General features: G+C 39.1%; 26 protein-coding genes and 1 pseudogene. 23 read left to right on the top strand and 4 right to left on the bottom strand.

The genetic code is table 11. The features are described 5' to 3' along the window. Window positions 1-28: 28 nt before the first annotated feature. From V3224_RS07660 to V3224_RS07680, 5 genes and pseudogenes are all read left to right on the top strand, one after another. A pseudogene (locus V3224_RS07660) lies at window positions 29-2,374 on the top strand (host specificity protein J); the annotation flags it as partial. Continuing rightward, complete coding sequence (locus V3224_RS07665) at window positions 2,371-2,835, top strand: hypothetical protein (RefSeq protein ID WP_334469677.1); 465 nt, start codon at window positions 2,371-2,373, stop codon at window positions 2,833-2,835. The pseudogene V3224_RS07660 and the gene V3224_RS07665, both read left to right, overlap by 4 nt. Window positions 2,836-2,984: 149 nt before the next feature. After that, a complete protein-coding gene (locus V3224_RS07670; protein WP_334469679.1) occupies window positions 2,985-3,401 on the top strand; it encodes a hypothetical protein in 417 nt (138 codons plus the stop codon). A 35-nt stretch (window positions 3,402-3,436) separates the two neighbouring features. Continuing rightward, the gene (locus tag V3224_RS07675; RefSeq protein ID WP_334469681.1) at window positions 3,437-4,150 is read left to right on the top strand and encodes a hypothetical protein; all 714 of its coding nucleotides are present in this window, start codon (window positions 3,437-3,439) and stop codon (window positions 4,148-4,150) included. 281 nt (window positions 4,151-4,431) lie between these two features. Further along, window positions 4,432-4,890: a phage tail fiber protein gene (locus V3224_RS07680; RefSeq protein ID WP_334469683.1), complete on the top strand. Its 459-nt coding sequence runs from the start codon at window positions 4,432-4,434 to the stop codon at window positions 4,888-4,890. 42 nt (window positions 4,891-4,932) lie between these two features. On the opposite strand, the gene V3224_RS07685 is transcribed toward V3224_RS07680, so the two are convergent. Together V3224_RS07685 and V3224_RS07690 are read right to left on the bottom strand one after the other, a co-directional pair. Then, window positions 4,933-5,139: a hypothetical protein gene (locus V3224_RS07685; RefSeq protein WP_334469685.1), complete on the bottom strand. Its 207-nt coding sequence runs from the start codon at window positions 5,137-5,139 to the stop codon at window positions 4,933-4,935. Between the two features lie 105 nt (window positions 5,140-5,244). Next, window positions 5,245-5,700: a BRO-N domain-containing protein gene (locus tag V3224_RS07690; RefSeq protein ID WP_334469687.1), complete on the bottom strand. Its 456-nt coding sequence runs from the start codon at window positions 5,698-5,700 to the stop codon at window positions 5,245-5,247. A gap of 254 nt (window positions 5,701-5,954) precedes the next feature. On the opposite strand from V3224_RS07690, the gene V3224_RS07695 reads away from it, so the two are divergent. Then, complete coding sequence (locus V3224_RS07695) at window positions 5,955-6,926, top strand: IS701 family transposase (protein ID WP_442890166.1); 972 nt, start codon at window positions 5,955-5,957, stop codon at window positions 6,924-6,926. A 120-nt stretch (window positions 6,927-7,046) separates the two neighbouring features. Continuing rightward, the gene (locus V3224_RS07700) at window positions 7,047-8,258 is read left to right on the top strand and encodes an IS256 family transposase (RefSeq protein ID WP_334469691.1); all 1,212 of its coding nucleotides are present in this window, start codon (window positions 7,047-7,049) and stop codon (window positions 8,256-8,258) included. A gap of 134 nt (window positions 8,259-8,392) precedes the next feature. Here V3224_RS07700 and V3224_RS07705 read toward each other — a convergent pair whose 3' ends face one another. Further along, entirely contained in the window at window positions 8,393-8,890 is a 498-nt protein-coding gene (locus V3224_RS07705) for a KilA-N domain-containing protein (RefSeq protein WP_334470347.1), read from the bottom strand. Between the two features lie 566 nt (window positions 8,891-9,456). Between V3224_RS07705 and glyA the strand changes: the two genes are divergently transcribed. Beyond that, window positions 9,457-10,710 (top strand): serine hydroxymethyltransferase, encoded by a 1,254-nt coding sequence (glyA, locus tag V3224_RS07710; RefSeq protein ID WP_334469693.1) that lies wholly within the window; start codon window positions 9,457-9,459, stop codon window positions 10,708-10,710. Window positions 10,711-10,799: 89 nt separating this feature from the next. Continuing rightward, the gene (locus V3224_RS07715; RefSeq protein WP_334469695.1) at window positions 10,800-11,966 is read left to right on the top strand and encodes a 3-phenylpropionate MFS transporter; all 1,167 of its coding nucleotides are present in this window, start codon (window positions 10,800-10,802) and stop codon (window positions 11,964-11,966) included. Window positions 11,967-12,306: 340 nt separating this feature from the next. On the opposite strand, the gene suhB is transcribed toward V3224_RS07715, so the two are convergent. Then, window positions 12,307-13,110, bottom strand: a complete 804-nt coding sequence (suhB, locus tag V3224_RS07720) for an inositol-1-monophosphatase (RefSeq protein WP_334469697.1) — start codon at window positions 13,108-13,110, stop codon at window positions 12,307-12,309. A gap of 125 nt (window positions 13,111-13,235) precedes the next feature. Here suhB and trmJ point away from each other — a divergent pair, with 125 nt between their 5' ends. The 14 genes from trmJ to V3224_RS07790 all read left to right on the top strand — a co-directional run bounded on the left by trmJ (window position 13,236) and on the right by V3224_RS07790 (window position 24,321). Further along, complete coding sequence (trmJ, locus tag V3224_RS07725; RefSeq protein ID WP_334469699.1) at window positions 13,236-13,973, top strand: tRNA (cytosine(32)/uridine(32)-2'-O)-methyltransferase TrmJ; 738 nt, start codon at window positions 13,236-13,238, stop codon at window positions 13,971-13,973. Window positions 13,974-14,053: 80 nt separating this feature from the next. Continuing rightward, window positions 14,054-14,551 (top strand): Fe-S cluster assembly transcriptional regulator IscR, encoded by a 498-nt coding sequence (gene iscR / locus V3224_RS07730; protein ID WP_334469700.1) that lies wholly within the window; start codon window positions 14,054-14,056, stop codon window positions 14,549-14,551. Between the two features lie 81 nt (window positions 14,552-14,632). Next, window positions 14,633-15,847, top strand: coding sequence for an IscS subfamily cysteine desulfurase (locus tag V3224_RS07735; RefSeq protein ID WP_334469701.1), 1,215 nt, complete (start codon window positions 14,633-14,635; stop codon window positions 15,845-15,847). Window positions 15,848-15,871: 24 nt separating this feature from the next. Next, window positions 15,872-16,258, top strand: coding sequence for a Fe-S cluster assembly scaffold IscU (iscU, locus tag V3224_RS07740; RefSeq protein WP_334469703.1), 387 nt, complete (start codon window positions 15,872-15,874; stop codon window positions 16,256-16,258). Window positions 16,259-16,349: 91 nt separating this feature from the next. Then, complete coding sequence (iscA, locus tag V3224_RS07745; RefSeq protein WP_032114749.1) at window positions 16,350-16,673, top strand: iron-sulfur cluster assembly protein IscA; 324 nt, start codon at window positions 16,350-16,352, stop codon at window positions 16,671-16,673. Window positions 16,674-16,765: 92 nt separating this feature from the next. Beyond that, the gene (gene hscB / locus V3224_RS07750; RefSeq protein WP_334469705.1) at window positions 16,766-17,287 is read left to right on the top strand and encodes a co-chaperone HscB; all 522 of its coding nucleotides are present in this window, start codon (window positions 16,766-16,768) and stop codon (window positions 17,285-17,287) included. A gap of 10 nt (window positions 17,288-17,297) precedes the next feature. After that, on the top strand, window positions 17,298-19,151 hold the full coding sequence (hscA, locus tag V3224_RS07755; protein ID WP_334469707.1) for a Fe-S protein assembly chaperone HscA: 1,854 nt from the start codon (window positions 17,298-17,300) through the stop codon (window positions 19,149-19,151). A gap of 2 nt (window positions 19,152-19,153) precedes the next feature. After that, on the top strand, window positions 19,154-19,489 hold the full coding sequence (fdx, locus tag V3224_RS07760) for an ISC system 2Fe-2S type ferredoxin (protein WP_334469709.1): 336 nt from the start codon (window positions 19,154-19,156) through the stop codon (window positions 19,487-19,489). 28 nt (window positions 19,490-19,517) lie between these two features. Further along, on the top strand, window positions 19,518-19,718 hold the full coding sequence (iscX, locus tag V3224_RS07765; protein ID WP_334469711.1) for a Fe-S cluster assembly protein IscX: 201 nt from the start codon (window positions 19,518-19,520) through the stop codon (window positions 19,716-19,718). Window positions 19,719-19,885: 167 nt separating this feature from the next. After that, window positions 19,886-21,181 (top strand): aminopeptidase PepB, encoded by a 1,296-nt coding sequence (gene pepB, locus V3224_RS07770; protein WP_334469713.1) that lies wholly within the window; start codon window positions 19,886-19,888, stop codon window positions 21,179-21,181. A gap of 92 nt (window positions 21,182-21,273) precedes the next feature. Continuing rightward, a complete protein-coding gene (locus tag V3224_RS07775) occupies window positions 21,274-21,708 on the top strand; it encodes an enhanced serine sensitivity protein SseB C-terminal domain-containing protein (RefSeq protein WP_334469715.1) in 435 nt (144 codons plus the stop codon). Window positions 21,709-22,041: 333 nt separating this feature from the next. Continuing rightward, on the top strand, window positions 22,042-22,467 hold the full coding sequence (ndk, locus tag V3224_RS07780) for a nucleoside-diphosphate kinase (protein WP_334469717.1): 426 nt from the start codon (window positions 22,042-22,044) through the stop codon (window positions 22,465-22,467). Between the two features lie 187 nt (window positions 22,468-22,654). Beyond that, complete coding sequence (locus V3224_RS07785; RefSeq protein ID WP_334469719.1) at window positions 22,655-23,824, top strand: bifunctional tRNA (adenosine(37)-C2)-methyltransferase TrmG/ribosomal RNA large subunit methyltransferase RlmN; 1,170 nt, start codon at window positions 22,655-22,657, stop codon at window positions 23,822-23,824. A 77-nt stretch (window positions 23,825-23,901) separates the two neighbouring features. Next, the gene (locus V3224_RS07790) at window positions 23,902-24,321 is read left to right on the top strand and encodes a fimbrial assembly protein (RefSeq protein WP_334469721.1); all 420 of its coding nucleotides are present in this window, start codon (window positions 23,902-23,904) and stop codon (window positions 24,319-24,321) included. Window positions 24,322-24,336: the final 15 nt, after the last annotated feature.

Below are 24,336 nucleotides of genomic sequence, written 5' to 3' on the forward strand. Positions count from 1 at the left end.
AAAGTGGATCAGTTTTCGGTGATCGTTGACAAACAATCCCGCCTGGATTTTTTATGACCTGGTTTTGAATAACCGTTACGGTTGTGGAGAGCGGATTAATAGCACACAAATAGATAAGAGGGATTTATACCAGATAGCCCAGTATTGCGATGAAAACGTTCCTGACGGTCAGGGTGGTTCAGGTAAAGAGCCTCGTTTTTTATGTGATATTTATATTCAGTCTCAGGAATCGGCTTATCAGGTATTGCGTGATATTGCGGGCATTTTTAGAGGCATGACTTTTTGGGCGGATAATTCTGTCAAAGCGGTGGCTGATATGCCCTCGGATGTCTTTCGGATTTTCACGCAAGCGAATATCGTCGATGGAAAGGTGACATATTCAGGCGGTAGTCAGCAAAACCGTTATACGCAGGTGCTGGTTTCCTATTCGGATGCCGATAATCACAGTCATGATGGGATTGAGGCGGTCTCTGATAGCAAACTGCAGCGCCGTTATGGTGTGCGTAAAACGGATATTTCGGCGATGGGTTGCACTCGGCAATCAGAAGCAAACCGACGTGGACGCTGGATATTATTAACGAATGCTTATGACAGGACGATTACCTTTTCAACAGGACTTGAAGGGGCTATTCCAACGCCTGGACAGATTATAGGGGTAGCGGATGCAAATCTTGCAGGGCGAATTATTGGTGGCAGGATTTCATCTGTTGATGAGAGAAAAATTACGCTCGACAGGCAGGCAGATGTTAAATCGGGTGACAGACTTATCATTAACTTACCCGATGGAAAATCAGAAGCAAGAACCGTCCAGACGGTTAACGACAATATTATCACTGTAACAGCCCGTTATTCTCAACCCATTGAAAAAAATGCGGTTTGGACAGTAGATGCCAATGACTTGGCGATTCAGCTTTATCGCGTAATTAGCCTTCAGGACAACGCCGATAATACATATACCCTCACGGGGACTTTCCATAATCCAGATAAATATGCGCATGTTGATTCGGGCGCCAGGATTGATAAAAGACCAATTACTGTCATCCCACCGGGTGTTCAATCGCCCCCTAAAAACGTACATATCTCTGCTTATACCCAAATCAGTCAAGGGATTGCTGTTACAACGTTAAGCGCTGACTGGGATGCCACAGAAAATGCGATTGCCTATGAGGCGCAATGGCGAAGAGGAAATAATAACTGGGTAAGTATACCTCGAACATCTACATCCAGTTTTGAAGTTCAAGGGATATATGCCGGACGTTATCAGGTAAGGGTAAGAGCCATAAACTCATCGGATATCTCATCAATCTGGGCGAATGCGCCTGAGACAATACTGAAAGGTAAGGAAGGCGAACCCCCTACACCTGTTAACTTCAGAGCTTCCACGTTGGTGTTTGGGATTAAGTTAGACTGGGGATTCAACGAAAATACGGAAGATACGTTAAAAACAGAGATTCAGTACAGCGAAACGAATGACGGTGAAGGCTTGATGTTACTGGCTGATATCCCTTATCCGTCAAAAAGCCATGAAATGTCAGGGTTGGCCGCAGGGACAGTCTTTTATTTTCGCGCAAGACTCGTTGATAAATCCGGTAACCCGTCACCGTGGACAGAATTTGTGCGGGGTGAGTCAGAATTCGATGCCAGCAGTATCATTGATGAAATTGATAAAAAAATTAACGATACGGAAGCGATTAAGCAGCTAAAGAAAGGGATAGACAGTAGCACAGAAGCGATACTGGAAAACGCGAAGGGACTTAACGGCAATACGCAGTATTTCATGCGTCAAAATGGCAAGATTAAGGCGGAAATTGTCAGGGTTGACAATTATGTGGTAACCGAGACTAAAGCCTTGGCTGAATCTATCCATCAGGTCAGAGCGACAGCAGATAAGTCCTGGGCAGCCGCGCAAAACTCGCTACAAGCCAAATATGACATGAAAAAGGGTGAGGCTTCTGCAACCTGGACATCGTTAGTCAAGATTGTTTATGACGGCGTCTCTTATGATGCAGGCATGGTGATTGGTGCTGAGCTTAAAAACGGTAAAGTCAGCACACAAATTGGCTTTAGCGCCCAAACATTCATCGTATACAATCCGGCTAATGGCAAGATGGAGCCGGTTTTTGCCATCAAAAACGGTCAGGTAATTTTTAATGATGCGCTAATAAGTAAGGCAACCATTGAAAATGTAATAGTCGGAATGGATTTAAAGTCTAAAAATTATATTCCCGGACAACAAGGAACACGTATAGATATGGTTAACGGTAATTTTGAAGTTAACGGCGTATCCTCTAATTATCGGACAAGACTAACAAACAAAGGTTTTTATGTATATTTAGGCAATACTCCGATTATAGAAATTGGAGAATTTATATGATTGGCTTAAGAATAACAAATCCAGATGGTTCTTTTTTTTATTTTAATGAAAATACAACACCAGCGACAAATATATGGACAAAAGCTGTTGACGTTAGAAGAGGTAGTTGGACCTGCCCCAACCCAATACCGCAAGGTTATAAATTTGTTATTTCTCGCGGAGGAGCACTTGCTAGTGTAAGATTTGTGCAGCATGGTAACGCTATGGTTGCCGCAGGGACAGAAACACTAGTATCTTATTCTGAGTCTAATCGTTTAGTGACAGTACGTAATTTACACGGGGTGGGGACTGAACCTATCCAAATTATAGCTTATCCAGACTACAATAAAATACCTCTTGTAGGAAGCGCGGGGTTGAAGATACTAGGTAGCGCTATTTTTCTAAGTTCACTGCCGATAACTGGTTATTCATACGCTTTTCACAAGAAGATTATGTTATTGATGGAGTTTTTAATCCTGTAGAATTAGGAGCTGGTTTAACACCAGATAATGCCATTTATTTTTTTTATTCTACCGATGTAAAAAATTATATTGGCAGAGAGCCTATCAGGGATGGGGGTGGAAGTGTAAAAAGTTTGAGGATATCAAACATAAGACGTAATTCACATAGCTTGGCAAAATCTAAATATTATGTAATTGCTTTTAGGGCAGCTAAATCTGGCGAACTAGAGACCAAGGGGTGTGGACTAAAATTGCGTAATATTGATGGTAATGTGACATTTAATTCTCAGTTTAATGTTATGACAAAACCTGTTTTAGTACCAAGTAGTGAATTTGCGGTTGGAAAAGGAAAAACAATTCCAGGAATAAAAAGGCCGATGTACACCCCTCAACGGGTTGGAGATTATTTTTGGCATACGGATGGCGGTTATCTAGATTATCTAAATGTCTGTCGATACAGTGCAACAAGTTTAGGTCTTTCTCGTTACAGATATTTTTATAATTCAGCATATATTGGTGAAACGACAACCGCCTTGTTATCTTTCCCAGTATTAGTATTGGATGCAGAAGATTACTTTAAATTCTAATTAAAACCCTTCTTTTATTTATAACGGAAATAAAAATGATTTATTCAGATGGCACAATTACAATAGTGTCAGGCTCTTCTATTGTCAAAGGCACAGGCACAAAATGGAATAGCAATAATCCACTAGTATCACCTGGCATGTTAATGCTGATTAAAAATGGTGATGTGAATTATCCGTACATGATATTGGCAGTTAATAGCAACACGGAATTAGTCCTTGCTGAAGAAGCAACATTTTCAGCTACCGACACAACATACACGATTAATCTCACCGAGCCCAATAATAATTCTGATGCAGCAAGAGCACTTGTTGCAGCCAACACTTACATTATCTATTTTCTGCAAAACATGAACACATGGATGACTGAAAATGGTGTGGTTGAAATCACGTTACCGAGTGGTAAAACAGTTAAGTTAGCGTCGATTAAAGCACTGCAAGAGCTAGTAGAAAGCAAAGCAGATGCTAGTAGCATTGAAGAGATAAAAACTGCACTAGAAAGTAAAGCTGATACAAAAACTGTTGAAGACATAAGTGAAACGGTGACCGGTAAGTTTGATAAGGAAAGCGTAGTTCAGGAAATCGGTAGCGCTACTGATAAAGTCATGAGTCAAAAAGCATCTACTGATATTCTTGCGAAAAAAGATTCAAATGAACAACTTAGAGCTGGAAAAATAAGTGCCTCACATTCTACCGGTGACTCAGTTATATGGTTAGGAGATCCTAAAGAGGCCCGAGTTTCGCACCAATAAAAAAACGCGCTATTTTTAAGTTTAATTCAGCATGATATATAAATAGACAAAACCTTATAAATTAAATACAAATTATTGTAATTTAATAAAATTTATGTGTTTTAGTAACTTGCAGATTAACCATTGCTTTTAAGCCATTTCTAGAACTTTATATGCCTGTGCGAAACTCGTGAGAGGGTTATGATTTAGTCTATGTACGTTCATCTAAACGTGGTTTTATACGTAATAATAGGCTTAGCGTAGCAACTTATTTTCCAGATAAAGATGGAACATTTGCTTTATTGTCAGACATTCCAAAAATGATAGCGGATGCTAACGGTTTTTTTAAAAGAGCCTCGCCGATAGTAAAAATCCATCCCGATGGTAGTTTTGAAACCAACGAAGAATCAGAAGGGGCAAGAGTCCAACGAACTGGAATTGGCAGCTATTTTATTTCCGGCGTCATGGGTTATAACGCTGATGGAGCATGGGGTGTGAATGGCGGAATATCAACCCCTAAAGATATTAATGGATTAGAACTTATCTACGTCAGAGACAAAATCTTATCCAATGGTGATATTGAGATTCAAACATTTCACCGACAACACACCCATTTGCCTAGAGATTTTCAAAATTGGCGAATTAAAGAAATTATTGACGGCAAACCAGTTTATTACGCTGACGGTGAGCAAGTTGATATTCCACCCTCGACATGGTTAGACGTGCGGGTGCAAATGCCGGATAATTCGATATGGGAATAACGGCATGCGCAAAACTAATAGCCCTATCACAGGGGCGTAATATTAGCAGCGTTGGAGGAAATTGTTAACATTAGCTTGTTGCCATTTTTCAAGTGATTGGCTCATGACGCTATCGTGTTCGTGAGTACTGACTTCTAACAGTTGTTGCATTTCACGAAGTACCGTCTCAACATCTTCCTTATGGCGGAGTAGACGGCGGATAACTTGTTTTTCAGCGTCAAAAATAGCGGATTTGAGCGTACTGGTCATGCCGTAAATCCGGAGGCATTCTTCTGCGATTATCGATATTTGATTAACTTCAAAATGTTGAGGGGATGCGACTCCTGTCGCATTACGGAGCGCATACCAGATACCTTATGTCCATGCTCTCTCAAATCTAAATCCATTCGCCATGCTCCAGACAAGATGAGCCAGATTGCGTGTGTCGTTATCGTTTAAGAGTTCTGGGGCTTCTGGTCTGGTTTGTGGATGCTCATATTTGCCAGTTTTGCGGATAGATGGCAGAACCTCATTTGTTACCCATTTGCGAAAACGATGAGGGAGCGTTCCTTGTTTGACTGCATCACGGCAACGTAAAATAATTGTATATAGCCCAGATTCATTAATAATATTGCTTTCACCTTGACGGCCTAGATTAAACCTAGATCGTTCATCTTTATCTAAAACCTTCAATGAATCAGTAGTGTTTTTTATGCCTAAAGTATTGCAAACATCAACAGCCACAAACCAAGGTTCATTTTCAATTATTATTGTACGGATACTGTGATTTTCAAAAGTAAATTCTAGAGAGTTAATTGATAGTGCAGACATACATGTGTCTCCTGTTAGCAGTAATTTAGCTACCAGAATAGAGACTAAACTATTGGTGGTAGCCCAGATGGAATTAGTCTTACCGGTCTAACAGGACTCCGGTGCTTCATATGAAGCTCCCACCTGAGCCACCATTGATATGTGACTAAGATATGACAACAAAAAAGACGCTGGCGCGTCATAATCACGAGTTTCGCAATCTCCAAAAAAGAAGTATAAATTTAAAAACAAGAAAAAATCAGGGTGTTCATATTTTGTCGGGTTATCCATGTATTAAAGATATCTATAAAACATTCTTACAAGTAAGCAGTTTAAGATACTCTGGTTTAGCGTTATCAGAAGTAAGCCCATCGCCTTTATCTCATGACACTGTTAGCCGATGGCTAAAAAGTAGATGTTTTAGACCTAAAGACCTATGGCGATTAGTTGAACCTTCTATAGACAAAAAAAGCCCTTGCGTACTAATTGCCGATGATACATTGATTGCCAAAACACGTAGTAAAAAAATAGAGATGGTCCATTATCAATATTCAGGTAATGAACATGAGGTTATTGCTGGCATAGGTTTAGTTAATTTGCTTTGGCATGATCTGACGAAGGTTGAATCAATTCCTATCAATTATCGTATTTATGATAAAGATTCTGATGGAAAAACAAAAAACACGCACTTTTCCGAAATGCTCACTCTTGCTAAAAAAAGAGGGATCATGCCAGAAGCCGTAGTGATGGATGCTTGGTATTCTAGCCTGGATAACCTGAAATCAATTCGCTCTCATGGTTGGATCTGGGTAACCACGCTGAGGAAAAATAGGATTGTTAACCATAACAAACAACTGAACAAGTTAGACATCTCAGAAGAAGGAACGTCAATACACTTGCGAGGATATGGTTGGGTAACCGTTTTCAAATTTACAGCCAAAAACGGCCGTATTGATTACATAGTAACAAACAAAGAGAATCCCACCCATCAATACCTCAAATCTATCATGGATGCCCGTTGGTCTGTTGAAGTTTATCATCGAGAAGTTAAACAAAACTGTGGTATTGAACGCTGTCAGGCTCGCACGAGCCGAGCGCAAAGAAATCATATTTTTCTCGCTATTTCTGCGTGGTTTGAACAACATAAACGTCGTATATCTGAAAAAATAACCCTTTATCAACAAAATTGGGACGTAATCAGTGCTATTACTGAGCAAATCCGTGTTTTATTAGCGTACCCAAATTAGTTTTGTGCGAAACTCGTGATAATGTCGCCTGTTAGAACTATGGTAGACTAATACCAGCGAGAGTGTAAAATAAACTGTGTAAATGGAATTTTGATAAAAAACTTTTTACAGGATAACAAAATGCCTATCAGTAACGAATTGATTGATCAACTACTCAAAGATTGTAATGCCCCACAAGACCTATTGGGCGAAGGTGGGTTGCTTAAAGAACTCACCAAACGTCTTGCTGAAAGGGTGCTGGAAGCGGAAATGGCGATGCATCTTGGTTATGACAAACATGATCCTATCGGTAACAACTCGGGAAATTCTCCAAACGGCACAACCGGTAAAAATGTACGTTCTGTGCATGGAGCTATCGGGTTGGATGTTCCTCGCGATCGAAATAGCACTTTCGAACCAAAGTTGATATCGAAAGGGGAAAGACAGTTTAATGGATTTGATGAGCGTATAATTTCTCTGTATTCGAGAGGGTTAACGGTTCGAGATATTCAGGCGCATTTTCAAGAAGTCTATGGTGTTGAAGTGTCAGGAACCTTCATTTCTCAGGTAACCAATGAGGTGATGGAAGAGGTTAAAGCCTGGCAAAAAAGGCCGTTGGAGGCGCTGTATCCTATTGTTTATCTTGATTGTATTGTTGTTAAAAGCCAGGATTCCGGCGTAGTCATCAACAAATCCGTTTATCTCGCTTTGGGCATAAATATCCATGGAGAGAAGGAATTATTGGGCTTGTGGATAGCAAAAAGCGAAGGAGCTAAATTCTGGCTATCGGTGATGACAGAACTCAAGAATCGAGGCTTGCAAGATATTTTCGTTGCGTGCTGTGATGGTTTAAAAGGTTTTCCTGAGGCTATTGAAGTGCTTTACCCGCAAACCCGTGTTCAATTATGCCTAGTCCATCAAGTACGTAATTCTCTTCGCTACCTCCACTGGAAAGAGCGTAAAGCGGTGGCAGCAGACCTGCGAGCTATCTACGGTGCGGCGACAGTCGATGCTGCTGAGCCTGCTCTGGAGGCATTCTCAGCCAAATGGGATGAGAAGTACCCAACAATTAGTCCGTCATGGACAAACAATTGGGAACGGCTAATCGTTATTTTTGACTTTGCTCCTGAAATCCGTAAAGCCATTTATACCACCAATGCGATTGAGTCACTTAATGCGTCATTGCGTAAGATTACTAAAACGCGGCGAGTTTTCCCAACAGATGAATCTGTCCTCAAGCTACTTTATTTAGCGTTGCATAATATTTCAATAAAATGGACGATGCCTATCAAAGATTGGAAGCCCGCCATGAGTCAATTTATGTTGATGTACGGTGATCGGATCACCTGCTAACGGAGGAGCCATTTACACAAAAAATTTTACAGACCCATACCAGCACCTGATTTATCAGATGCAAGTAAACTATAGCGCATGATTTCTTTTTTCGTCAATGTTTTATTATGCTGCAATTCCGTTCATCATCACGCTTAGCAGTCTGGGAAATTGACTGTTGATAGAATATTTTCTATGCCTATGTATTCACTCAATTTATTTGTCGCGTTAATTATTTCAGAAGGCTTGAGATTAAGTTCTGTTTTTGCAAAATCCAGTAATATAAGTCCCGCATTAATCTTATCGGTGAATTCTTGTTGATGAGTTATTAGGTTATAATTACAGGCTGTTGTTGCTCTATTTTTTTCTATAATTGTTTCTTTTTTAAGCCACGTAGCGTAACGGATAGCTAATGTTTCTACAGCCCAAATTCCTGATTCAATGCCACCATGCATTGTGTTTAATGCGTTATTACCTAAAGCTTTTGCTATCTTACGAATACCTTTGCTTTTTAAAAAAGCTGATGGCCGTTGCGATTCTGTCGCTTTACCTTGTGCAACGGCAGCACGATGTAAATCATTCAGACAATACCGCCCGAAAGCATCTTGACGAACAACGGTATTTTCAATAACAACTAATTTAGATATAACTATTTCTCCGTAATGAAACGAATTGTTAAAGTGGTTTGGGGATTAAAAAAGAGGGTAAATTTAAACTGAGATTTCAGTCAAAATTAGGTAAAATTGGAACTCACTATAAGCTGCAAGTAATTGATTTATAGTGAGTGAAATCGCTTATTTTTGCGTATAAATGCGTATATTAAATGAGCTATTTTTTTATAAGCAATTGATATTTATGTTTTTTATTTTTCTTAATCAACAATGAGAGGAATAGTTGATTTGACGGTCGCGATAGTTTGAGTATCTATCATATAAAGTTCCTAAGTTTTGGCCAGAGTTTATAAGTTGTATTTTACATGCAACTTAAATTGTTTAATATTAAAAGTAAATAATTAATTGTAAAACTGAGATTGAATTAGCATATTTAATTGGCAATAAAATCGCTATTGAGAAATGTTTTTATTTGATAATTAGGATGTGGCAATCGTTTGCGTAATTTTTTATTTTTGGGCTATCTCAGTGAGCTAAAAGAGTTTACACTGTGTGATATTCATTTAGTTGAATAAAGATTTAAAATGTGGCTGAGTCAGGAGAAGTAAATGTTAAAGTGTGAAATGAATATTGCAGATTATGATCAAGAACTATGGCAGGCAATGGAAAATGAAGTTAAGCGTCAGGAAGAGCATATTGAGTTAATCGCTTCAGAAAATTATACCAGTCCAAGAGTTATGCAGGCTCAAGGTTCTCAACTTACGAATAAATACGCCGAAGGATATCCTGGTAAACGTTATTATGGTGGTTGTGAATATGTTGATATTGTTGAACAACTCGCTATAGATCGAGCAAAAACTCTATTTGATGCGGATTTTGCTAATGTTCAGCCACACTCAGGTTCACAAGCTAATACCGCTGTTTATATGGCTTTGTTGCAACCTGGTGATACGGTATTAGGTATGAATTTGGCACATGGTGGACATTTAACCCATGGCTCACCCGTCAATTTTTCTGGTAAGCTTTATAATATCGTTCCTTACGGTATCGATGAAGAGGGTAAAATTGATTACGACGATATAGCCACTCAGGCACAAAAACATAAACCTAAAATGATCATTGGCGGTTTTTCTGCTTATTCAGGCGTGGTTGACTGGGCTAAAATGCGTCAAATTGCAGATAGTATTGGTGCTTACTTATTTGTTGATATGGCACATGTCGCTGGCTTGATCGCTGCTGGCGTTTATCCTAACCCTGTTCCTCATGCACATGTCGTGACGACCACTACCCATAAGACTTTGGCTGGCCCTCGTGGTGGTTTGATCTTGGCTAAAGGTGGTGATGAGGCGTTTTACAAAAAACTAAATTCTGCCGTATTCCCTGGTGCTCAGGGTGGCCCATTAATGCATGTTATTGCTGGTAAAGCGGTTGCATTAAAAGAAGCGATGGAGCCTGAATTTAAAACTTATCAACAACAAGTGGCTAAAAATGCGAAAACAATGGTGGAAGTTTTCATCAAACGTGGTTACAAGGTTGTTTCTGGTGGAACTGAAAACCATTTATTTTTATTAGATTTAGTGGATAAAGGGATCACAGGTAAAGAGGCAGATGCTGCGCTGGGTCGCGCTAATATTACCGTCAATAAAAATAGTGTACCGAATGATCCTCAGAGCCCATTTATTACTTCAGGTATTCGTATTGGTTCACCCGCCATTACTCGTCGTGGTTTTAAAGAAAAAGAATCGGCTGAATTGGCCAATTGGATATGTGATATTTTGGATAAGATTGATGATGAAAGCGTGATCCAAAATGTAAAACAAAAAGTATTGTTGATTTGCCAACAGTTTCTTGTTTATGCATAAATAAGTTAAAATTTAGTCATCCGTTTCGGCCCGTTTTAGTTGTTAACTGAAACGGGCTTTTTACATCGATAATCAAATGGGAATAAATAATGATTATTCCATCAACACGTTGGCTTGCTTTAGATTATTTCACTTATTTTTTTGCTTATGGCATTTTTTTGCCTTTTATCGCGATTTGGCTAAATGGTGAAGGACTTGAGGCTGATATAATTGGTATCTTGCTAGCCGCCAGCCTTACCGCTCGTTTTATTGGTTCTTTAATGATCGCACCGATAGTGAAACGAGCCTATCACCTAATTACGACTTTGCGTCTATTTGCTGGTTTAACGTTGCTCTTTGCTGTTGGATTTACCGTAAGTTCACATTGGTTATGGTTATTATTTATCATGTTGGCTTTCAATCTCTTCTTTTCACCGATGATACCTTTAACCGATGCGTTAGCCGCGACTTGGCAAAAACAGTTAACATTTGATTATGGAAAATCAAGGGTTTGGGGTTCGATTGCATTTATTATTAGCGCTTCTTGGATCGGTTATTTAGCGAATAGCGGGGGACATAAAATAATTATTTACGCATTACTTGTCAGTATAATCATTATGCTGTTGACGATGTTATTACAACCTACAGTTATGCCTAAAGCCACTTATCGCCAAATAGCTAATACAACTATATCATTGAAGCAATTATTAGCCGATAGCTCAGTCTGGCGTTTTTTACTGTGCATTACTTTATTACAAGCTTCTCATGCTGCCTATTATGGTTTTTCTTCAATTTATTGGCAACAAGTGGGTTATTCCGATGGTATTATTGGCCTGTTATGGTCTTTAAGTATTGTTGCTGAAGTGATTGTGTTTACCTTTAGCCATGTCCTTTTCCGTCATTGGCAGGTAAGTGGATTATTATTGTTATCAGCCAGTTGCGCGGTTGTTCGTTGGGGATTAATGGCCTATTTTACCACTTTACCAATACTGATAGTTAGCCAACTTTTACATAGTGGTACTTTTACTGTTTGTCATCTAGCGGCAATGCGTTTTATTAGTGCACGTAGCGAAGGTGAAATTATTCCGCTGCAAGCATTTTATTCGGCATTTGGACTAGGAGGTGGTTTAGCGCTAGTGACAATTGTGGTAGGTTTTGTTTATGAACATTTACCTTTTCACCATAACTGGGTATTTTGGTTAATGGTATTGATTGCCATTCCAGCACAATTTATTCGCCCGAATAAAAAAATAACATCATTAAATTCGATGGAATAGCCAAACAATTAAGTTAGAGTAGTTCATTTAATTTGAATAAGAGATAAATATTAACCAACTATGCAGATAAAAATTATTATATTAAAACTAAACAAGCTGGCCAATCATTAAAATACCCCTTAATGCCTGAAAAGGAATAGGGGTTTTATATCCAATTAAGCAATAAAGCACCGACAACAAGAGTAAATATTGAAAATATTTAGCGGGTTTATTTAACTAATTAAAGCCATGGTGAATTTTTACCATTTGCAGCCTTCACCAATTAGTAAATGACAAAGTTACGCTATCAAGACATTATTAACTCAATATAACTTTGGCTATTGCTTTTTAAGCGCATTGTTTAGCATTTCAATGGATCGCTTAACCCGGTCTGCATTTCTAGCACCATTTTTTTCACTATCCGTGGACTGCCAGCTAGCAGATTGCCAGAGGTGAGATAATTATGTCCGCCAACGAAGTCGGTTACAATTCCACCGGCTTCACGCACCAATAGTTCTCCAGCCATAAAATCCCACGGTTTTAAGCCAATCTCAAAAAAGCCATCGACACGATCAGCAGCAACATAAGCTAAGTCCAAAGCCGCTGAACCTGTGCGGCGAAAATCGGCGCATTTTTTAAATAGTTTAGCGACAATATTAATATATGCAGCTGAATGTTGTTTCGCTTTGAAAGGAAAACCCGTGGCAATAATTGCCCCTTCTAATTCATTATTATTTTTAAGACGAAGGCGGTAACCGTTTAATTGTGCACCTTGCCCACGTACCGCAGTAAATAGCTCATTAAGCATAGGATTATAAATAGCGGCGATTTCTGTACGGCCGTTAATACGTACTGCGATGGAGACGGCAAAATGGGGTAAGCGTTTAGTGAAATTGGTTGTGCCATCCAAAGGATCAATAACCCACTGAATATCATTTTTTTCACCAAGTATTTGACCACTCTCTTCAGTAATAATGGTATGAGTAGGATAAGATTTTTGAATGACTTCAATAATAATTTGTTCTGCTTTTTTATCAATATTGGTCACGAAATCATTTTGGCCTTTTGCCATTATTTCGATAGAGTCAGGTTTTTCATAGCTTTTAGCAATAAAGTTACCTGCTTGGCGAGCTGCCCGTATAGCAATAGTTAGCATTGGATGCATGGGTTATTTCCACTGGAATGTTAAAGAACAAGGTTTAAGCAAGTTCGGCAGTATAACAGAGATTCGTCAACATGACTATGATTGTGGTAGAATAGCCTAATTATTAACACCAAATAAAGACAATCATGCTAGAAAATATTCGCATTATTTTGGTTGAAACCTCGCATACCGGAAATATGGGATCAACTGCCCGTGCGATGAAAACGATGGGACTAACTAATTTGTACTTAGTTAATCCACTCATATTGCCGGATGCACAGGCTATTGCATTATCAGCTGGCGCCAGTGATGTTATTGGTCAAGCGACTATCGTGAAAACATTAGATCAAGCTTTGCTTGGATGCAGCTTGGTAATTGGAACGAGTGTGCGCGATCGTACGTTATCATGGCCACAGGTAACGCCTCGCGAATGTGGCGAAAAAACTTTCCGCCAGGCAATAAATTCTCCGGTGGCTATCATTTTTGGCCGCGAACGAGTTGGTTTAACAAATGAAGAACTACAGAGATGCCAATATCATCTTCATATTCCAACCAACCCTGAATATGGTTCACTCAATTTAGCAATGGCTGTTCAATTGATCAGTTATGAAATTCGTATGGCATACCTAGCAATAAATGAAAAAAAATCCTCTGTGGATAATGAAGATAGGGTACAATATCCACCATTTGAGGATATAGAACGATTTTATAACCATCTTGAAGCAGTGCTTAATGTATCTGGATTTATCAGAAAGCGTCACCCTGGGCAAATCATGAATAAATTGCGACGTTTATTTACTCGAGCGCGTCCCGAAGTGCAGGAACTCGATATTTTGCGTGGTATTCTCACATCAATTGAAAAATGGCACATAAATAATAGTTGAGTAAATTACTAGGTTAAATAGTTGACTAAAACACTCTGGAATGACACAATTTTTGTCACATTTAACTATGGGGATATATTATGAGACTCACATCTAAAGGACGCTATGCAGTAACAGCCATGCTGGATGTGGCATTGCATTCAAAGATAGGGTCTGTGCCATTGGCTGATATATCGGAACGTCAAGGCATTTCTCTTTCTTATCTTGAGCAACTTTTTTCTCGACTTCGCAAAAACGAACTGGTTTCCAGTGTTCGTGGTCGTGGCGGCGGATATCTATTAGGTCGGGAAGCGAAAAATATTTTTATCGCTCAAGTGATTTCTGCTATTGATGAGTCTGTTGATGCCACTCGTTGTCAAGGAAGAAAAGAAGGATGTCAAGGTGGAGAGCGTTGTTTGACCCATGCACTATGGCGTGATTTAAGTGACCGTATTACGGGTTTTCTTAGTAATATTAGCTTAGAAGAATTGGTCAATAATCAAGAAATACAAGAAGTTGCTGATCGTCAAGATAACGATAAACACCATGTGAGAAGAGCGACTCATCAATCCGAACCCATTATTAATATACGAGCATAAATTGCACGGTTCTACAAAATAGAATAATTGCAAAGTGATAAAATTTTGAGACGTTTTTCGTCTTATGGAGCTAGTGAGTTAATGAAACTACCGATTTATTTAGACTACTCGGCGACTACACCGGTTGATCCCCGTGTTGCTGAAAAAATGATCCAGTGTATGACAATGGATGGCAATTTTGGTAATCCATCATCGCGCTCTCATGGTTTTGGCTGGCGGGCTGAAGAAGCTGTTGATATTGCGCGAAATCAGATTGCTGAATTAGTTAATGCGGATCCGCGTGAGATTGTTTTTACTTCAGGAGCGACTGAATCAGATAACCTGGGAGTGAAAGGGGTTGCCAATTTCTATCAGAAAAAAGGTAAACATATCATTACCAGTAAAACCGAGCATAAAGCGGTTTTGGATACTTGCCGTCAACTTGAGCGTGAAGGTTTTGAAGTGACTTACCTTTCACCACAAAATAGTGGTCTTATTGATTTACATGAACTTGAAGCGGCTATGCGTGATGATACAATTTTGGTTTCTATCATGCATGTCAATAATGAGATTGGAATCATTCAAGATATTGCCTCTATTGGCGAACTTTGCCGCAATAGAGGAATTTTTTTTCATGTTGATGCTACCCAAGCGGTCGGTAAATTACCGATTGATTTGAGTAAACTAAAAGTTGATTTAATGTCTTTCTCAGCACATAAACTGTATGGACCAATGGGAATAGGTGCACTTTATGTGCGTCGTAAACCCCGTATTCGACTTGAAGCCCAACAACATGGTGGTGGTCATGAACGAGGCATGCGCTCAGGAACATTACCTGTCCACCAAATTGTAGGAATGGGGGAAGCTTATCGGATTGCTAAAGCAGAAATGGCGGTAGAGTCTGATAGATTAAATGCCTTACGCCAACGTTTATGGAACGGCATTAAGAATATTGAAGAAGTTTATCTTAATGGTTCCCTGGTAAATGGAGCACCTCATATTCTGAATGTCAGTTTTAACTATGTAGAAGGTGAATCATTGATGATGGCACTCAAAGATTTGGCTGTCTCATCAGGTTCCGCGTGTACATCAGCAAGCCTCGAACCTTCATATGTACTAAGGGCATTGGGAATGAATGATGAGTTAGCTCACAGCTCAATTCGTTTCTCCTTTGGTCGATTCACCACAGAAGAAGAAATCGATTATGCCATCCAGCTAATCCATAATGCGATAGGTCGGCTGCGTGATCTTTCTCCGTTATGGGAGATGTATAAGCAGGGTGTCGATCTTAATAGCATTGAATGGGCTCATCATTAATAGACGGATTAAGGAGTTTACAATATGGCATATAGTGAGAAAGTAATTGATCATTATGAAAATCCACGTAACGTAGGTTCGTTTGATAATGATGATCCAATGGTGGGCAGTGGGATGGTAGGGGCACCTGCATGCGGTGATGTCATGAAGCTTCAGATCAAAGTTAATGACGCAGGCATCATCGAAGATGCGCGTTTTAAAACTTATGGTTGTGGTTCGGCCATTGCCTCTAGTTCATTGGTAACGGAATTGATGAAAGGTAAGTCATTGGATGAAGCGGAGACTATCAAAAATACGGCTATTGCAGAGGAATTAGAGCTGCCTCCGGTTAAAATTCACTGTTCTATTTTGGCAGAAGATGCGATTAAAGCCGCTATTGCAGACTATAAAAATAAACGGCAAAGCAAATAATTAATTAATATAAAAATCCCTTTTAGGCGTGATGCTATTTTATTTTTGTTTATAGTATCCGCCTGCACTGGTTTTGATTGAGAGGTGTTGTATGTCAATTTCTCTAACAGAAAATGCTGCAGAGCGTATTCTGACTTTCTTACATAACCGAGGAAAAGGTGAAGGATTACGTTTAGGCGTTAGGACTTCTGGCTGCTCAGGCATGGCTTATGTGCTTGAATTTGTTGATATCATTAATGAAGACGATACAGTATTTGAAGACAAAGGCGTAAAAGTTATTGTTGATGGTAAAAGCATTGTTTATCTCAATGGGACAGAATTGGATTTTGTTAAAGAAGGTCTTAATGAAGGTTTTAAGTTTAACAATCCTAACAGCAAAAATGAGTGTGGCTGCGGTGAAAGCTTTAACGTATGAGAGTTTATTTATTATTTGTTAAGTCTAAAACTAAATAGACGACGTGATAAATTTTTTAACAGTCTATTTAATATTTTCAACTTAGAGCATTTATGGATTATTTTACCCTTTTCGGTCTGACATTTTCATATTCTATTGATCTTGAGCAATTAACTTACCGTTATCAGGAATTACAGGGCCGGTATCATCCTGATCGCTTTGCTAACCAATCTGAAAGCGACAAAGTATCTGCACTGCAACAGGCTGCGACAATTAATGCTGCTTATCAAGCCTTAAAACACCCTTTGAAACGTGCTGAATATATGCTCACTTTATATGATATTGATATCAATAATGAGCAATATACTATGCATGATACGGCTTTTTTGATGGAGCAGCTTGCGCTACGTGAAGAATTGGAGTGTATCGAAACCAGTGTTCAAGCAGAAGAGGCATTAGCCTTGTTTTCCTCTAGTTTAGTTAAAACAATAAAAAACTACTTACAGGAAATGGAAAAACAACTAAATAGTGAACAGTGGATAAATGCAGCTGATACTGTTCGGAAACTTCGTTTTCTTGATAAGTTGCAGCAACAAGTTGAACAATTGGAAGAGCGCTTATTCAATCGTTTTTAGAGTAAATTTTATGGCATTATTACAAATTAGTGAGCCGGGCATGTCGTCGATGCCACATCAGCACCGTTTAGCCGCTGGTATTGATTTAGGTACCACAAATTCGTTGATTGCAACGGTTCGCAGCGGAAAAGCGGAAACACTGCCTGATCCAGCAGGATATGAATTGCTACCCTCAATAGTTAGTTATCAACCAACGGCTATTACAGTAGGTAAGCAAGCACAAGCAAAAGTAGAACAAGATCCGGCTAATACCATTATTTCAGCTAAGCGTTTATTGGGTCGCTCACTGGCTGAGATCCAGCAACGTTATCCTAATTTACCCTACCAATTGACAGCAAGTAAAAATGGCTTACCGCTGATTCAGACAGCTATAGGGCAAGTTGATCCTATTCAAGTTTCTTCTGAGATATTAAAGTCGTTGGTGCAGCGGGCAGAAGAAACATTGAATGGTAGATTAGAAGGTGTAGTGATCACTGTGCCTGCTTATTTTGATGATGCGCAACGTCAAGGAACTAAAGATGCGGCGCGGGTGGCCGGATTACAGGTATTACGTTTATTGAATGAACCCACTGCGGCTGCTATTGCCTATGGTTTAGATTCACAACAAGAGGGTATCATTGCTGTTTATGATTTGGGTGGTGGTACTTTTGATATTTCCATTCTTAGGTTACAGCGTGGCGTATTTGAAGTATTAGCAACAGGCGGAGACACGGCATTAGGAGGTGATGATTTTGATCATTTGCTGGTGGATTGGATATATCAACAGGCGGGTATTACTGATCGCCAAGATCATCGCCTACAGCGACAGATTTTAAATATAGCCAGCCAGGCTAAAATAGCATTAACGAATTGTAGCCATACTGAGATTGAAATCAATGGTTGGCGAGGGGTTTTGTCAAGGGAGCAGCTAAACACATTAATTTGGCCATTGATCAAACGCACTTTATTAACCTGTCGTCGCGCATTGAAAGATGCAGCGCTTGATATCGATGATGTTTTGCAGGTCGTCATGGTGGGTGGTTCGACGCGTGTACCGTTGGTGGTTTCTATGGTTGAAGAATTTTTTGGCCTTACACCATTAACTTCAATTGATCCGGATAAAGTTGTTGCTATTGGGGCGGCTATTCAGGCAGATATTTTAGTTGGTAATAAACCTGATAGTGAAATATTGCTACTGGATGTTACTCCTTTGTCGCTTGGCTTAGAAACCATGGGGGGCCTGGTTGAAAAAGTGATCCCACGCAATACGACACTGCCTATCGCTAAGGCACAGGAATTTACTACCTTCAAAGATGGGCAAACAGCCATGACATTTCATATTGTCCAAGGAGAACGTGAAATGGTTAATGATTGTCGTTCGTTAGCGCGTTTTACCCTACGTGGAATACCGCCACTAGCTGCCGGCGGAGCGCATATTCGGGTCGTTTTTCAAATAGATGCAGATGGATTATTGAGTGTCAGCGCAGTAGAAAAGTCAACCGGTGTTCGTTCTTCGATTCAAGTTAAACCTTCATATGGTTTAACTGATGAAGAAATTGCCAATATGATCACTGATTCAATCACTAATGCTCAAGATGATATGGTAGAGCGTCGTCTTGCTGAGCAGAAAGTTGAAGCTGCTCGGGTAATAGAAAGTCTAATGGCTGAATTAAAACAAGATGCGCATTTATTGAATAAAGAAGAAAAAGCAGCAATTGATAATGCTGTAAATAAATTAGTTAACTGCACACAGGAAAGCTCCTCACCTGTTGCGATTGAAAATGCAATTAAACAACTGGATAAGCAAACACAGGATTTTGCTGCCAGACGTATGGATATCTCTATTCGTCAGGGATTATCAGGTCATTCTGTGGACGAGATATAATAATGCCGAAAATAATTTTTTTACCGCATAAAGAGTTATGCCCTGAAGGGGCGGTTGTGGAAGTCCAGAAAGGTGAATCGATTCTTAATGCTGCCTTACGTAGTGGTATTGATATTGAACATGCTTGTGAAAAATCTTGTGCTTGTACCACATGCCACTGTATTGTTCGTGAAGGTTTTGATTCACTGGAAGAAAGTTCTGAGCTAGAGGATGACATGCTAGATAAAGCATGGGGGTTAGAGCCTGAAAGCCGCTTAAGTTGTCAGGCTATTGTGACCAACGAAGATCTGGTAATAGAAATTCCTAGATATACGATCAATTATGCCAGAGAGCATTGATCCTTATATTTAATTGCAGGAGGGGATGGTGAGTTTAAAGTGGATTGATAGCCGTGCAATAGCAGAGGCACTCTATGATAAATATCCTAATATTGATCCGCAAACGGTTCGTTTTACCGATATGCATCAATGCATTTGCCAATTAGACGATTTTAATGACAATCCGCAAGCTTCAAATGAAAAGATCCTAGAAGCCATTTTATTAATATGGCTTGATGAGTATCAATAATGACTGATTGAAGCAATCAATTACATATAAAGCTGGGAATTGCCAGCTTTTTTATTGCTATCACTCATCGTGCAATGTATTAACTCATGATAACCTTTATGATTAATATCTTATATTTATCAATTATTCCATAAACACAATATCACAAACTAAGGAGGGAAGAGGGAATGGAAAAGCAGATCATGCAAGTCTCGCTATCTTATCAAGCAGCGGCGCCTTGTTGGGAAAAGAATGCATTAATCAGTTCTAGTGAACAAGGGATAGTCATTCATCTGAAGCCACAAGCAAAACTGTGTGCTATCCAGAGTGCTGGTCGTAGATTGGACAGTCAAGGCATTCACCATGTGCTGTTAGCAGGTAATGACTGGGACTTGGAAAAAAGTTGGGCATTTTGGCAAGGTTTCAGAGCACCTAAGGGAGCGCGTTCGATTGAATGGCCAAATTTATCTGAAAATGAAAAAAAAGAGCCACAGTATCGCATCCGAATTATTGATTGGGTACGAGATATTATTAACGCACCGGCTGAAGAATTATCGCCTGAACAGCTGGCTCAGCGTAGCGCTGATTTATTATGTGAAACAGTAAAAGATAATATTAACTACCGTATCATTCAGGGTGAAGAGTTAGCCAAACAGAAATATAGTGGAATTTATACTGTAGGCCGTGGCTCAAGCCGTCCACCCGCATTACTAGTGCTGGATTATAATCCAACTGGCAATTTAAAAGCACCGATATTTGCTTGTTTAGTAGGAAAGGGAATTACGTTTGATTCTGGTGGTTATAGCATAAAGCCATCTTCATCAATGAATTCAATGAAAGCCGATATGGGTGGGGCAGCTATGCTAACTGGAGCGTTAGCCTTAGCAATAAGCCGAGGTTTAAAACAACGAGTAAAACTTTTCCTCTGCATTGCCGATAATATGGTTAGTGGTAATGCCTTTAAATTAGGTGATATTATTCGCTACCGTAACGGCAAATCTGTTGAAATTATGAATACCGATGCGGAAGGAAGACTGGTTTTAGCAGATGGATTGATCGATGCTTGCAAAGAAAAACCAGCATTAATTATTGATGCTGCTACGTTAACTGGCGCTGCCAAAATCGCGGTAGGTAACGATTATCAATCGGTATTGAGTTTTGATGACAAATTGGTGGCTGAATTGATGTCAGCAGCAGAAATGGAGAATGAACTCTTTTGGCGATTACCTTTAGCTGAATTTCATCGCCGCCAATTACCTTCTGGATTTGCTGATCTCAATAATATTGCATCACCTTCTCATACTGCGGGCGCTAGCACCGCTGCTGCTTTCTTATCTCATTTTGTTGAAAATTATCATAAAGGGTGGTTACATATCGATTGTTCGGCGGCTTATCGTAAATCTGCTGTGAATTTATGGGCGGAAGGTGCGACTGGCATTGGCGTCAGGACGATTGCTAGTCTATTGCTAAAAAAAGCAAAATAGCGGTTATTTGGTATGATTGTTTACCCAGAAATATTATTTTCCCGGGTAAATAATTAGTTAGCAAAAGAGTATTAGTTAGGAAAGAAGCTAAAATGGCAGCTGATAAAATCAATCAAACTGCGCTGATGACTACCATTACAGTGCCAGGCGGTAGTATCATTAAATTGCGCATACCTGAAACTATGCCGCAACAATTAATCAATGTGCTATGTCAATTTTTCCAACAGCATAAAATCATACGCCGTGCTTTTTTACTGCAAGCGGAGGATGATACTGTAGTAGAAGCGTCGGTTATGCTTATTGCTTTAGAAATTAATATTGGCTATGAAAAAGAAGGGCAACTATTAATTCCGCAGTTAGGAAGCATGGCGCTTGATTATCTGGAAGCTAATCAGTCAGTTGATTTTTATTTTTTGCAACCGAATAGTACAGGTATCGATCATTTTATTGTGCGCCATACGCAGCCGTTTTATCAACGTAAAATAGGGGGCTGGTTGCGCAGTACCATTGCTGTTAAAAATTGTTAAATTATGTCACCCATTATTTCCTTATTTATACCCCGCTTTTTTTATATTTAAATTTGTTTATGCCTAAATCCTAAAGAGAATTGAGCAGATTATTGTTTGTGATCATGTCTGGTGTTTTAAGTTTTATAAAAATGTGATTTAAGCTAAAGAAATAAAAAAATTGTATAAAAAAAATTAACAAAATTTATCGTTAAGTGGGCAATTGAATTGCCAATATTTATAATAGCTAGCTATTTTGCCTTAATAAAATGATGATAAATCTTTTTCTTGGCGGGCATAATGGATGCAAGGCAAAAATATCCTGATGAAAAATAACAGCTAAGAGGATTTCTAATGACAATACAACGCACGTTTTCCATTATTAAGCCAAATGCAGTTAAGAAAAATGCTATTGGTGCGATTTATGGCCGGTTTGAGCAAGCTGGATTCGAAATTATTGCTGCTAAAATGGTGCATTTAAGCGAAGAACAGGCAGCTGGATTTTATGCTGAGCATAAAGGTAAGCCTTTTTTTGCTGGATTAGTCGAGTTTATGACCTCAGGCCCCATAATGTTGCAAGTTTTAGCCAGTGACGATGCTATACAGCGCTATCGTGATTTGATGGGCGCAACGGATCCTGCTAAGGCATTGCCAGGGACACTACGTGCTGATTATGCTGATAGTTTTACCGAAAATGCAGTCCATGGTTCAGATTCTGTCGTGTCAGCAGAACGAGAAATTGCTTTTTTCTTTACTGATGACGAAATTTGTCCGCGTTAACAAACAGAAATAGGATATTATTAGCAAAATATTAATAAAGTTTGTAAAATACCATGCCTTGTTAAGTGATTTATTGACAAGGTTATGGCATATAAAGCTATTAAAATAAGATTTAATGCCAATAAATATAGTTAATTATTAAAAATCTACAGTTTTCGCCGAAAAGTGTAATAACGAGGCAATAAAAATGTTTCAATCTAAAACAACAGCGCAGTGTGTGCCCTCTTTTTCTCCTGTTACCAAATCAACAAAAATTAATTTGTTGGATATGGATCGTAAACAGATGCGGCAATTTTTTAGTGACATGGGTGAAAAACCATTTCGAGCCGATCAGGTAATGAAATGGATTTATCACCACTGTTATGATGATTTTGATTTGATGACTGATATCAATAAGGTGTTGCGGACTAAATTAAAAGCAGTTGCAGAAATTCGGGCGCCTGAAATTGCGCAAGAGCAGCGCTCTGCTGATGGCACAATCAAATGGGCAATCACGGTAGGTGAGCAACAAGTCGAAACAGTCTATATTCCTGAAGATGATCGAGCGACACTTTGTGTCTCTTCTCAAGTTGGCTGTGTCCTTGAATGTAAGTTTTGTTCAACCGCTCAACAAGGTTTCAATCGTAACTTACGCGTTGCAGAAATCATAGGCCAGGTGTGGCGGGCTGCTAAAGTCATCGGCTCTTTAAAATCTAGTGGCCGGCGGCCAATTACCAATGTTGTGATGATGGGAATGGGAGAGCCCCTATTAAATCTAAACAATGTTATTCCAGCAATGGAAATTATGATGGATGATTTTGGCTTTGGATTGTCAAAACGACGAGTGACTTTATCGACGTCTGGTGTTGTGCCTGCGCTTGATAAATTGGGTGATATGATCGATGTTGCTTTGGCAATTTCCTTGCATGCTCCGACTGATGAAATTCGTGACCAGATTGTACCTATTAATAAAAAATACAATATTGAAACCTTCCTGGCTAGTGTTCGGCGTTATCTCACTAAATCTAATTCAAATCAGGGACGTGTTACCGTTGAGTATGTGATGCTAAATGGTGTGAATGATAGTATTGAACATGCTCATCAGCTCGCTCAATGTCTTAAGCATACGCCTAGCAAAATTAATTTAATTCCTTGGAACCCATTTCCTGGTGCGCCATACAGCCGTAGTTCTAATAGTCGTATTGATCGTTTTGCAAAAGTATTGATGAAATATGGTTATACTACTATTGTGCGTAAAACACGTGGTGATGATATTGATGCGGCCTGTGGTCAATTAGCGGGTGATGTTATTGATCGAACAAAACGAACATTGAAAAAACAGCTTGTTGGTGAACCAATTATGGTAAAAGCAGTCTGAATATTAATTATGTAAATAAAGGGAATTAGATATCATAATTCCTTTTATTACCAGTTATATAAACAAACGAGAGTGATATGATAAGGATATCTGTCATTAATATTCTATTGTTAGTGGGTTTATTAATAGGATGTACTAGTATTAATAAAGACGTTGATATTGCGATTGTGACACGGACACAGCTAGGCATTGCTTATTTATCAGCAGGGAATTATCCAGCAGCATCTTATCATTTTAAGAAGATAATGCTGGCAGAGCCAAAAAATGGGATAGCAAATTTAGGCATGGCGGTCATTATGCGTCAGCAAAAGCAACCAGATTTAGCATTAAAATATTTTAAAGTGGCAATTCGTTCATCAGCAATCAATAATACAAGTATGCGATATTATTATTTAGACTTTTTATGCTCTGAAAACATATCTGAGGAGATAATTAAATTGAGGAAAGAGGAAGAACGTAGTGGGCTGAATTGTCAAAATATTTCAAAAGTAAAATAAGAAATATTATCGGTA

This window comes from Arsenophonus sp. PmNCSU2021_1 (assembly GCF_036919435.1).
Lineage (GTDB): Bacteria > Pseudomonadota > Gammaproteobacteria > Enterobacterales > Enterobacteriaceae > Arsenophonus > Arsenophonus nilaparvatae.

What these genes read in the sequence shown, in the direction of transcription:
- V3224_RS07665 (WP_334469677.1), top strand. Translation starts at nt 2,371, where the DNA reads ATGATTGGCTTAAGAATAACAAATCCAGATGGTTCTTTTTTTTATTTT.
- V3224_RS07675 (WP_334469681.1), top strand. Translation starts at nt 3,437, where the DNA reads ATGATTTATTCAGATGGCACAATTACAATAGTGTCAGGCTCTTCTATT.
- V3224_RS07685 (WP_334469685.1), bottom strand. Translation starts at nt 5,139, where the DNA reads ATGACCAGTACGCTCAAATCCGCTATTTTTGACGCTGAAAAACAAGTT.
- V3224_RS07690 (WP_334469687.1), bottom strand. Translation starts at nt 5,700, where the DNA reads ATGTCTGCACTATCAATTAACTCTCTAGAATTTACTTTTGAAAATCAC.
- V3224_RS07700 (WP_334469691.1), top strand. Translation starts at nt 7,047, where the DNA reads ATGCCTATCAGTAACGAATTGATTGATCAACTACTCAAAGATTGTAAT.
- glyA (WP_334469693.1), top strand. Translation starts at nt 9,457, where the DNA reads ATGTTAAAGTGTGAAATGAATATTGCAGATTATGATCAAGAACTATGG.
- V3224_RS07715 (WP_334469695.1), top strand. Translation starts at nt 10,800, where the DNA reads ATGATTATTCCATCAACACGTTGGCTTGCTTTAGATTATTTCACTTAT.
- suhB (WP_334469697.1), bottom strand. Translation starts at nt 13,110, where the DNA reads ATGCATCCAATGCTAACTATTGCTATACGGGCAGCTCGCCAAGCAGGT.
- trmJ (WP_334469699.1), top strand. Translation starts at nt 13,236, where the DNA reads ATGCTAGAAAATATTCGCATTATTTTGGTTGAAACCTCGCATACCGGA.
- iscR (WP_334469700.1), top strand. Translation starts at nt 14,054, where the DNA reads ATGAGACTCACATCTAAAGGACGCTATGCAGTAACAGCCATGCTGGAT.
- V3224_RS07735 (WP_334469701.1), top strand. Translation starts at nt 14,633, where the DNA reads ATGAAACTACCGATTTATTTAGACTACTCGGCGACTACACCGGTTGAT.
- iscU (WP_334469703.1), top strand. Translation starts at nt 15,872, where the DNA reads ATGGCATATAGTGAGAAAGTAATTGATCATTATGAAAATCCACGTAAC.
- iscA (WP_032114749.1), top strand. Translation starts at nt 16,350, where the DNA reads ATGTCAATTTCTCTAACAGAAAATGCTGCAGAGCGTATTCTGACTTTC.
- hscB (WP_334469705.1), top strand. Translation starts at nt 16,766, where the DNA reads ATGGATTATTTTACCCTTTTCGGTCTGACATTTTCATATTCTATTGAT.
- hscA (WP_334469707.1), top strand. Translation starts at nt 17,298, where the DNA reads ATGGCATTATTACAAATTAGTGAGCCGGGCATGTCGTCGATGCCACAT.
- fdx (WP_334469709.1), top strand. Translation starts at nt 19,154, where the DNA reads ATGCCGAAAATAATTTTTTTACCGCATAAAGAGTTATGCCCTGAAGGG.
- pepB (WP_334469713.1), top strand. Translation starts at nt 19,886, where the DNA reads ATGGAAAAGCAGATCATGCAAGTCTCGCTATCTTATCAAGCAGCGGCG.
- V3224_RS07775 (WP_334469715.1), top strand. Translation starts at nt 21,274, where the DNA reads ATGGCAGCTGATAAAATCAATCAAACTGCGCTGATGACTACCATTACA.
- ndk (WP_334469717.1), top strand. Translation starts at nt 22,042, where the DNA reads ATGACAATACAACGCACGTTTTCCATTATTAAGCCAAATGCAGTTAAG.
- V3224_RS07785 (WP_334469719.1), top strand. Translation starts at nt 22,655, where the DNA reads ATGTTTCAATCTAAAACAACAGCGCAGTGTGTGCCCTCTTTTTCTCCT.
- V3224_RS07790 (WP_334469721.1), top strand. Translation starts at nt 23,902, where the DNA reads ATGATAAGGATATCTGTCATTAATATTCTATTGTTAGTGGGTTTATTA.